Below are 8,673 nucleotides of genomic sequence, written 5' to 3' on the forward strand. Positions count from 1 at the left end.
GCGGGTAAGGGGCTTGTAATCGCGATCTGAGAGGGGACGCGATGCGGCATTTGAAAATACAGCTTCCGGACAACGGTTCGCAGCACACCGATCGAGCTATTGCTTTGCTGCGGCCAGAGCCCCGGCGAATCAATCCATGGTTTATTAGCTTGCTTGCAACTACAGCGCTCGTGTTGCTGCCTAACTCGGCGGCCTTTGCCGCGTGCGTGCTGGTCCCGTCTCCGGGAAATGACACCTTCACTTGCGATAGCGGTGATTCGGGCGGCAGCCTCAACGACACCAGCGGCAACAACACGCTGAACTTTCCCGCCGGCGGCACCGGCCAGGTGAGCGGCAACGTCACCTTCGGCGCCGGCACCGACCGCATCGACATGCAGTCCGGCACCATCACCGGCACGGTCGACCAGGGCGGAGGCACGGATTTCTTCACTATCGGCGGCGGCACTGTCGCCGGCAATGTCCAACAGGGCGCCGGCATCGACGACTTCAACATGAGCGGCGGCCAGGTCGGGTCGCTCAACCAAGGCGACGGACTGGACACCTTCACCATGACGGGCGGCCGTATCGTCGATTTCTTCGACGATGGCGACAATGCCGTGATGACGGGCGGCCGCATCGGTCGCGTCAACATGAAGCTCGACAAGAACTATTTCAACATGTCGGGCGGCACCATCGACCGCAACCTCGTCACCGGCTTCGATCAGGACACCATCATTCTCTCCGGCGGTACGATCGGCGGCAACATCAGCGTCAGCGGCGGCAATGACAGCGTGACGATCACCGGCGGCACGGTCGGCGGCGACGTGCTGATGAGCTTCAGCGCGGACAGTTTCGTCTGGGACGGCGGCGGCATCGTCTATGGCTCGGTCGACCTCGGCGCCGACAATGATACAGCCAAACTCAGCAATCTCACCAAGGCCAATCTCGGCGGAGCCGATGCGCTGAACGGCGGCCTCGGCACCGATGCGCTCACCTTCGACAACGTCAAGCTGGACGGCATCGCCAGGGTCCAGAACTGGGAAACCATCGACGCCACCAATGACACCCAGCTGATCCTCGACGGCAATCTCGTGCTGGGCGACAGCGGCACGGGCACCGGGAAGCTCAGCGTCGACCTAGCAAGCACGCTCTATGGCGGCGGCTTCAACAGTTCCATCCAGGCCTTTACCGCTGGGCAGTTGGCCGAAGTGGTCAATGCCGGCCGCATCGACCTGACCAATGGCGGCACCGGCGCCACCGACCGCCTGACCATTTCTGGCAATTATGTCGGCATGGGCGGCTTGCTGCTGTTGCAGACCGAACTCGGCGACGACAGCTCCGCTTCCGACCGGCTGGTGCTGTCGGGCGGCACGGCTTCGGGCTCGACCGGCATTGCCGTCGTCAATGTCGGCGGTGCCGGGGCGCAGACCACGGCCGACGGCATTATGCTCGTCCAGGCCGTCAACGGAGCCTCATCGAGCGCCGGCGCCTTTGCCCTCGATGCGCCGGTCGCCGCCGGCGCCTTCGAATATTATCTCTTCAAGGGCGGCGTCAGCGCCGGCAGCGAGGAGAACTGGTATCTGCGTTCGACGCTGAACACACCGGCAACGCCGGCCGCCGGGCCGTCGGCACTCGAACCGACGTCGCAACCGGAGCCGGAGGCGCCCCAGGTCGAGCCACCGCCGCCGCCCTCCGAACTGCCGCCGGTTCCGGTGCCGACCGATGGCGACATCAACAACCCGCCGGTCGATTCGACACCGCCGGTGCAGGCGAGCGATCCAGAGCCCGAGGCGCCGCCGCCACCACCGCCAGCGCCGGCGGCGGATCCGCCGCCGCCACCACCGGTGGTGCCGACCGCCGTTCCGGACCTGCCGACGCCGGCGGCCGGCGAGACGATCCTGCTCTACCGCATCGAGGTGCCCACCTATTCGGCCTTGCCGCCGGTGGCCGAACATCTGGCGATGACGACGCTCGGCACCTTCCACGAGCGGCGCGGCGAACAGAGCCTGTTGTCGAACACGGAGCTGTCGCCGGTCTGGGGCCGCATCTACGGCCAGGACGCCAAAATGGGCTGGTCGGGAACGGTGTCGCCGTCCTTCGACGGGACCTTGTTCGGCTTGCAGGCGGGCTTCGACGTCTTCGGACGCGAAACCGCCTCTGGCGGGATCGACCGCGCCGGCCTGTTCGTCGCCTATGCCAGCATGAAGGGTGACGTGCGTGGCCAGGCGCTGGGCCAGAATGATCTGTCCGTCGGCGGCATCGATGTCAGCGGCACCAGCGTCGGCGGCTACTGGACGCGCATCGGCCAGGGCGGCTGGTACCTCGACGGCGTCCTCATGGCCACCTTCTTCGGCGGCGACGCCACGTCGTCGCGCGATGTCGGCATCGACATTGGCGGAACAGGCGTGACAGCCTCGCTGGAAGGCGGCTATCCCATAGCGCTGGCACAGGGCTGGACGCTCGAACCGCAGGCGCAACTGATCTGGCAGCACCTGTCGCTCGACGATGCCAAGGACCGTTTCTCCTCGGTTTCCTTCGACAGCGACGGCAGCGTCACCGGCCGGCTGGGCGCGAGGCTGCAAGGCGAGGCCACCGTCAGCGGCATGGCGCTGCAGCCCTACCTCAAGGCCAACATCTGGCATGATTTCGGCGGCACCGATCGGGTCAACTTCGACGCGACCGACATCTCGACGCAGGGCAGGTCGACCTCGTTCGAGTTCGGTGGCGGCATCGTCGCCAAGGTGACCGACAAGGTCAGCATCTTCGCCACCGGCGACTACACCACCAATCTCGGCGGCGACAAACGCCGCGTCCTCGAGGGCAATCTGGGTTTCAGCGTCAAATGGTGAAGCAAGGTGTGCTGATATTCAGGTGATGCCGGCCTGCAAACGCCTGATATCTGCGCTTCCGGTGCTCGCGGACCCATGTCCGCACCGCTCCGGCTCTCGATATCAGCCATTTTCGGCTCGGCCTGACCTGAATCTCAACACACCTTGGGCGCGCCAGCGTTTTTCAATTGCCGGAACGCATCGCCACGGTGGCGATGCCGGCGCCGACCAGCAGCGTGCCGCCGGTTCGGTTGAAGATGCGGATCGCCTTGGGGTTGCGCACCACGTTGCGGGCGCGTGCCGCGATCAGCGCGTAACCGAAGGCGTTGGCGAAGGCGAGCGCCAGGAACGTCGTCTCGAAGATCAGCATCTGCGCCCAGAAATCGGCATGCCGGTCGAGAAACTGCGGCAGGAAGGCGACGAAGAAGGTGATGCTCTTCGGGTTGAGCGCGGTGACCAGCCAGGCATGCGCCATCATCTTGGCCGAAGACACCGCGTCGGTGCGCGGTTCTGCTTTCAGCGCGCCGCCGGCGCGGAACAGTTTCACACCGAGATAGATCAGATAGCCGGCGCCGATCAGCTTCAGGACGGTGAAGACGGTCGCCGAGGCCGCCAGCAGCGCGCCGATGCCCAGCATCGACAAGGTCATGGCGGTGAAGTCGCCGAGTGCCACGCCGACGGCCATCGGCAAGGCGGTGCGCCAGCCCTGGCCCAGCGCATACGACACGACCAACAGGATTGTCGGGCCCGGGATGATGAGAAGGATGGTCGACGCGGCAGCGAAGGCGGCCCAGTTTTCGAAGGACATGTCTGTCTCCCCTTGGGTTAAGGAAAAGGATAAATCCCGAGCCCAGGGAGAATGTAAAGAGGTCTGATTTTTGTTTTTCAGGAGATTGCGGGCGCAACCGCCGCGCCCGCTGCCGCAATTGCCGTGCCGTCAGTTTCGCCAGCGGCAGCCAGGGGTCAGTTCGCGCCGCCCAGCGTGCTCACTATATCGGCCAGGCTGACATTGGCACCGAGAACCATGGCGGCCGCGGCAATGGCTGCGGCAAAAAGCTTGATGTCGGTTTTTAACGTCTTGCACATGGAGGCCCCTCGCTGATCGCCGGAGAGGTAGGAAACGCCGGTGCCGGGATTATGACCCGATGGAGGTGATTTTGTGCAGGGACACGGGAGCGGCGATCGCCGGGGACGGCGCAACGTCACCTCGGCAAGACGCGAACGCAGGCAACGCAAGGTATTCACGCTTTATCAACCATGAATGATGAAAATGCCTGACATCCGGCCGGACCGTGCTTCCCGCCGACAGCGTAGGGTTTGGTATATGCCTGAGTTGCCGCAAGGTCCGACGCCGCCGCGAAATGGCGACGCAATCGAAACCGATCTTTTTCTCTCCCGCCGCGCCGTCCTGTCCGGGGCGGGCGCCCTGGCGCTGCTTGGCGTCGCCGGCTGCTCGACTTCGGGTGGTGGCGACCTGCCGGCGCTCCAGCTCGACGATACGGTCACCGGTTCGGTGCGGCCGATCCGCCCCTCGATCAGCGTCGACAAGAACATCACCAGCCCCGACCTCATGTATGCCGCGCTGACCGACAACGGCTTCAACGTTCCCGAGGTGCCCTATCTCAAGGTCAAGCCGGAATTCCGCCGTCAGATCGTTGTCGACACGACCGGCGAGGCGCCCGGCACCATCGTCGTCCATCTCAAGGAGCGCATGCTCTATCTCGTCCAGCCGGGCGGCGACGCCATCCGCTACGGCGTCGGCATCGGCAAGGACGGCTTCCGCTGGTCAGGCCGCGCCAACATCCAGTACGGGCGGGAATGGCCGACCTGGACGCCGCCGCCCGAAATGATCCAGCGCAAGCCCGAACTGGTGAAGTGGCAGGGCGGCCAGCCCGGCGGCCTCACCAATCCGCTCGGGGCGCGTGCGCTCTACATCTACCAGGACGGCAAGGACACAGGCTACCGCATCCATGGTTCGCCCGAATGGTGGAGCATCGGCCAGGCGATGTCGTCGGGCTGCGTGCGCCTGATCAACCAGGACATCATCGATCTCTACAGCCGGGTGTCGAAGAAAAACCCCGTCGTCGTCATGTGATCGTTTAGCCCTCCGTTTCTCCCGTTGCGCGATGCGGCAAGACAGGCCAAGGTGCCTTGAAAACCATCACCCGGGGAGAAATCAAGCATGGCCGGAACCTTCGTCATCGCGCAGGGCGGCGGCCCGACCGCCGTCATCAACCAGACGGTCGTCGGCGCCACGCTGGAGATCCGCAAGCGCCATCCCGGCGCCAAGGTGCTGGGCTCCATCCATGGCGTGCGCGGTATCCGTGACGGCAACTATGTCGACCTGTCCGCCATCCCGGAGGACCGGTTGCGGCTGATCGCCGGAACCCCGAGCGCCGCCCTCGGCTCGACGCGCGACAAGCCTGACGCCGCCTATTGCGAGGTCATCCTGAAGGGCCTGCAGAAGGCGGGCGCCGACGCCTTCATCTATATCGGCGGCAACGACACCTCGGGCACGCAGCAGATCCTGACCGATGCCGCCGGCGGCAAGATCGCCTTCGTCCATGCGCCGAAAACCATCGACAACGATCTCGAGGAAAACGACCACACGCCGGGCTTCATCTCGGCGGCGGAATTCGTCGCCGGCGCGTTCCTGTCGGTCGACCTCGATTTCCGCGCCCTGCCCGGCATTTATGTCGGCATCGTCATGGGCCGGCATGCCGGCTTCCTGACCGCAGCCGCGGCAGCTTGGCAGTTCGACCCCGGCAGCGGCCCGCATCTCGTCTACGTGCCGGAGCGGCCGTTCTCCGCCGCCGGCTTCATCGACGACGTGCGCGCCACGCTCGATCGCCACAAGCGCTGCATCGTCGCCGTGTCGGAAGGCGTCAGCACCGCCGACGGCAAGGCGCTGGTCGAAAGCCTGGTGCCGGCGGACAAGCTCGAACGCGACCAGCACGGCAATGTCAAACTGTCGGGCAGCGACCTGCCGGCGGCGCTCGAACGGGCATTGGCCGAGGGGCTGCCGGGCAAGCGAGCCCGCGTCGACGCGCTCGGCTACATGCCGCGCGGCTATGTCGGCGCCATCAGCGCGGTTGACGCGCAGGAGGCCTTCGATGCCGGCGCCTTCGCCGTCGGCGTGGCCGAGCAGGGCGGCGGCTCGGTGGCGCTGCAGTATGATGGCAGCAAAATAGTGCTGAAAAAGGTGCCGCTGAAGAACGTCGCCGGCAAGACCCGCCACATGCCCGACGATTTCATGAAGCCCGAGGAGAACCAGCTGTCCGAGACCGGCATGGCCTATCTCAGGCGGCTGGTGCCGGAAAAATACAAGGTCGGAAAGCCGTTCGTCTGATGCCGGCCCCTATGCCGGGCTGGTTCTCCAGGAGCATCGTCGACGACAGGACGACGATGCTGACCGAGCCGTTCGTGCACGACTATGTGCGCGCCAACATCTGGCATTTCACCGGCCGCGACGCCGACCTTCTGGTCGACACCGGCATGGGCATCTGTCCGCTGGCGCCGTGGATAGAGACGCCGGAAGGCAAGCCGCTTCTGGTCGTCGCCACCCATATCCATCTCGATCATGTCGGCTCGCTGCACGAATTCCCGTGGCGGGCCGGGCCGAGGATGAGCGCGGCGCAATTCGAGAGCATGGATGAGGCCGCGACCTACGCCTACATGTTCCACGATCTCGAGGGGGCGGTTTCGAAACTGCCCGAGTCGGGCTGGAAGGCGTCGGATTACAAGATCCCGTCGGCGCCGCTGACGCGGACTCTCGATGAGGGCGACGTGGTCGATCTCGGCGACCGGCAATTTCGCGTGCTGCATCTTCCGGGTCACTCACCGGATTCGATCGCCCTGTTCGACGAGGCCGACGGCCTGTTCTTCAGCGGCGACGCCATCTATGACGCCATGCTGATCGACGATTTGCCGGATTCCGACCGGACGGCCTATGCCGGCACGATGCGCCGCCTGCTCGACCTGCCGATCCGTATCGGCCACGGCGGCCACGGCCCGAGTTTCGACGGCAGGCGCATGCGTGAGATCGCGTCGGCCTACCTGCGCTCTGTAAGCGCGCCCTGAATTAAATCTTCGTAAGGTCGGGCAAAAACCCTAATTCAGGCCATTCGGGACCCTAGATACCTCATGTCGATCCGGCCGGCTGCCATGTAAGGCGAGACAGGCCATCCCGGTCGTCGACACGCTGACGGACGCTTTCTCCCAAGAGCCGCCCGCGGCGCCGGATCAACTCTCGCCCGGACAGAACGACCATGTCACCCCTTGGTATTCTTCGTAGGCATCGCGTCGCCGCCCTGCTGGGCGCCGCGCTGATCATCTCCCCCGCCGTCGTCTCGTTTGCCCAGAATCCCGGCAGTGCCGGCTTGAGCAATGCCGTTGCGACCACCCAGACACCCGTCGCCGGAATAACGGCTCCAAACGGATCGTTCGCGCCCATCGTGGCCGCGGCCAAGCCCGCCGTCGTCACCGTCACGACAGTCATGAAGGCGCAGCCGGAAGCCATGAGCGAAGGGTCGCCCGACGGTTCGCCCTTTGGCGGCAATTCGCCTTTCGACGACTATTTCCGCCAGTTCTTCGGCGATCAGGGCATGCCTGGTCCCAAGACGCCTCCGCAGCAACAGCAGTCGCAGCGCGCCGAGGCGCTCGGTTCGGGCTTCATCGTCAGCGCCGACGGCACCATCGTCACCAACAACCATGTCGTCGACGGCGCCTCTTCGATCAAGGTCACGCTCGACGACGGTACGGAGCTTCCGGCCAAGCTTCTCGGTCACGACGCCAAGAACGATCTCGCCGTGCTGCAGATCAAGGCCGGCAGGCCCTTGCCAACCGTGAAATGGGGCGACTCAGACAAGCTCATGACAGGCGACCAGGTGCTGGCGATCGGCAATCCCTTCGGCATCGGCACCACGGTAACGGCCGGTATCGTCTCGGCGCGTGGCCGCGATCTGCATAGTGGGCCGTTCGACGATTTCATCCAGATCGACGCGCCGATCAATCACGGCAATTCCGGCGGCCCGCTGGTGGATGTCAGCGGCAATGTCGTCGGCATCAACACGGCGATCTATTCGCCCAATGGCGGCAGCGTCGGCGTCGGCTTCGCCATTCCGTCGGACCAGGCACAGAAGGTGGTCGCCAAGCTGATGAAGGGCGGCGACATCGAATACGGCTATCTCGGCGTCGAGATCCAGCCGGTCACCCCTGACGTGGCCAGCGCCGTCGGGCTCGACCATCCCGCCGGTGCGTTGGTCGCCCGGGTCAATGACGGCTCGCCCGCCGCCAAGGCCGGCGTCGAAACCGGCGACGTCATCACCAGCTTCGCCGGGCAGGACGTCAAGGATCCCAAGGATCTGTCGCGGGCCGTCGCCGATGTCGCGCCGGGTGCCAAGGAAACGCTGGATGTCTGGCGCAAGGGCAAGGCCATGCAGATTTCCGTCGCTGTCGGACGCAACAGCGACGACGTGAAGACGGCATCCAATGGCGATTCCAGCGCGCCTGACGCCGGGCAGGGGTCCCGCGCCCCGGCCATCGGCCTTGGCTTGATGGACATCACGCCAGACATTCGCCAGCAGATGAACCTCGCCGACAACGAGCACGGCGCGGTGGTTGCCACCGTCAATCCGGACAAGGCCGCGGGCGCCGCCGGTATCCAGCCCGGCGACATCATCGTCGCCGTCAACCAGGCGCCGGTGAAGAGCGCCAGGCAGGTCACGCAAGCCATCGCGCAGGCCAGCAAGTCGGGTCGCAAGTCGGTGCTGTTGCTGGTCGAACGCGACGGCAGCCAGATCTATGTCGCCGTGCCGTTCGCCAATGGCTGAACAGTAACGCCGGGGGGGGGGGGGGGGGGGGGGGG

The 8,673-nt window shown here is 65.4% G+C and carries 7 protein-coding genes; 5 read left to right on the forward strand and 2 right to left on the reverse strand.

What is annotated here, in order from left to right; translation table 11 throughout:
- Nucleotides 1-41 precede the first annotated feature (41 nt).
- Nucleotides 42-2,828 (forward strand): autotransporter outer membrane beta-barrel domain-containing protein, encoded by a 2,787-nt coding sequence (locus tag LB569_RS30645; protein ID WP_224695251.1) that lies wholly within the window; start codon nucleotides 42-44, stop codon nucleotides 2,826-2,828.
- Nucleotides 2,829-2,991: 163 nt separating this feature from the next.
- Here LB569_RS30645 and LB569_RS30650 read toward each other — a convergent pair whose 3' ends face one another.
- Together LB569_RS30650 and LB569_RS31885 are read right to left on the reverse strand one after the other, a co-directional pair.
- On the reverse strand, nucleotides 2,992-3,615 hold the full coding sequence (locus LB569_RS30650; protein WP_224695252.1) for a LysE family translocator: 624 nt from the start codon (nucleotides 3,613-3,615) through the stop codon (nucleotides 2,992-2,994).
- A gap of 155 nt (nucleotides 3,616-3,770) precedes the next feature.
- Nucleotides 3,771-3,893, reverse strand: coding sequence for a hypothetical protein (locus LB569_RS31885; protein WP_140703298.1), 123 nt, complete (start codon nucleotides 3,891-3,893; stop codon nucleotides 3,771-3,773).
- Between the two features lie 238 nt (nucleotides 3,894-4,131).
- Here LB569_RS31885 and LB569_RS30655 point away from each other — a divergent pair, with 238 nt between their 5' ends.
- The 4 genes from LB569_RS30655 to LB569_RS30670 all read left to right on the forward strand — a co-directional run bounded on the left by LB569_RS30655 (nucleotide 4,132) and on the right by LB569_RS30670 (nucleotide 8,638).
- On the forward strand, nucleotides 4,132-4,902 hold the full coding sequence (locus tag LB569_RS30655) for a L,D-transpeptidase (RefSeq protein ID WP_140703296.1): 771 nt from the start codon (nucleotides 4,132-4,134) through the stop codon (nucleotides 4,900-4,902).
- An 87-nt stretch (nucleotides 4,903-4,989) separates the two neighbouring features.
- On the forward strand, nucleotides 4,990-6,156 hold the full coding sequence (locus LB569_RS30660) for a diphosphate--fructose-6-phosphate 1-phosphotransferase (RefSeq protein ID WP_224695253.1): 1,167 nt from the start codon (nucleotides 4,990-4,992) through the stop codon (nucleotides 6,154-6,156).
- Nucleotides 6,157-6,167: 11 nt separating this feature from the next.
- A complete protein-coding gene (locus tag LB569_RS30665) occupies nucleotides 6,168-6,887 on the forward strand; it encodes an MBL fold metallo-hydrolase (RefSeq protein ID WP_224695259.1) in 720 nt (239 codons plus the stop codon).
- A gap of 188 nt (nucleotides 6,888-7,075) precedes the next feature.
- On the forward strand, nucleotides 7,076-8,638 hold the full coding sequence (locus tag LB569_RS30670) for a DegQ family serine endoprotease (protein WP_224695254.1): 1,563 nt from the start codon (nucleotides 7,076-7,078) through the stop codon (nucleotides 8,636-8,638).
- The last annotated feature ends 35 nt before the right edge of the window (nucleotides 8,639-8,673 follow it).

This window comes from Mesorhizobium sp. BH1-1-4, assembly GCF_020165665.1.
Taxonomy (GTDB): domain Bacteria; phylum Pseudomonadota; class Alphaproteobacteria; order Rhizobiales; family Rhizobiaceae; genus Mesorhizobium.

What these genes read in the sequence shown, in the direction of transcription:
- LB569_RS30645 (WP_224695251.1), top strand. Translation starts at nt 42, where the DNA reads ATGCGGCATTTGAAAATACAGCTTCCGGACAACGGTTCGCAGCACACC.
- LB569_RS30650 (WP_224695252.1), bottom strand. Translation starts at nt 3,615, where the DNA reads ATGTCCTTCGAAAACTGGGCCGCCTTCGCTGCCGCGTCGACCATCCTT.
- LB569_RS31885 (WP_140703298.1), bottom strand. Translation starts at nt 3,893, where the DNA reads ATGTGCAAGACGTTAAAAACCGACATCAAGCTTTTTGCCGCAGCCATT.
- LB569_RS30655 (WP_140703296.1), top strand. Translation starts at nt 4,132, where the DNA reads ATGCCTGAGTTGCCGCAAGGTCCGACGCCGCCGCGAAATGGCGACGCA.
- LB569_RS30660 (WP_224695253.1), top strand. Translation starts at nt 4,990, where the DNA reads ATGGCCGGAACCTTCGTCATCGCGCAGGGCGGCGGCCCGACCGCCGTC.
- LB569_RS30665 (WP_224695259.1), top strand. Translation starts at nt 6,168, where the DNA reads ATGCCGGGCTGGTTCTCCAGGAGCATCGTCGACGACAGGACGACGATG.
- LB569_RS30670 (WP_224695254.1), top strand. Translation starts at nt 7,076, where the DNA reads ATGTCACCCCTTGGTATTCTTCGTAGGCATCGCGTCGCCGCCCTGCTG.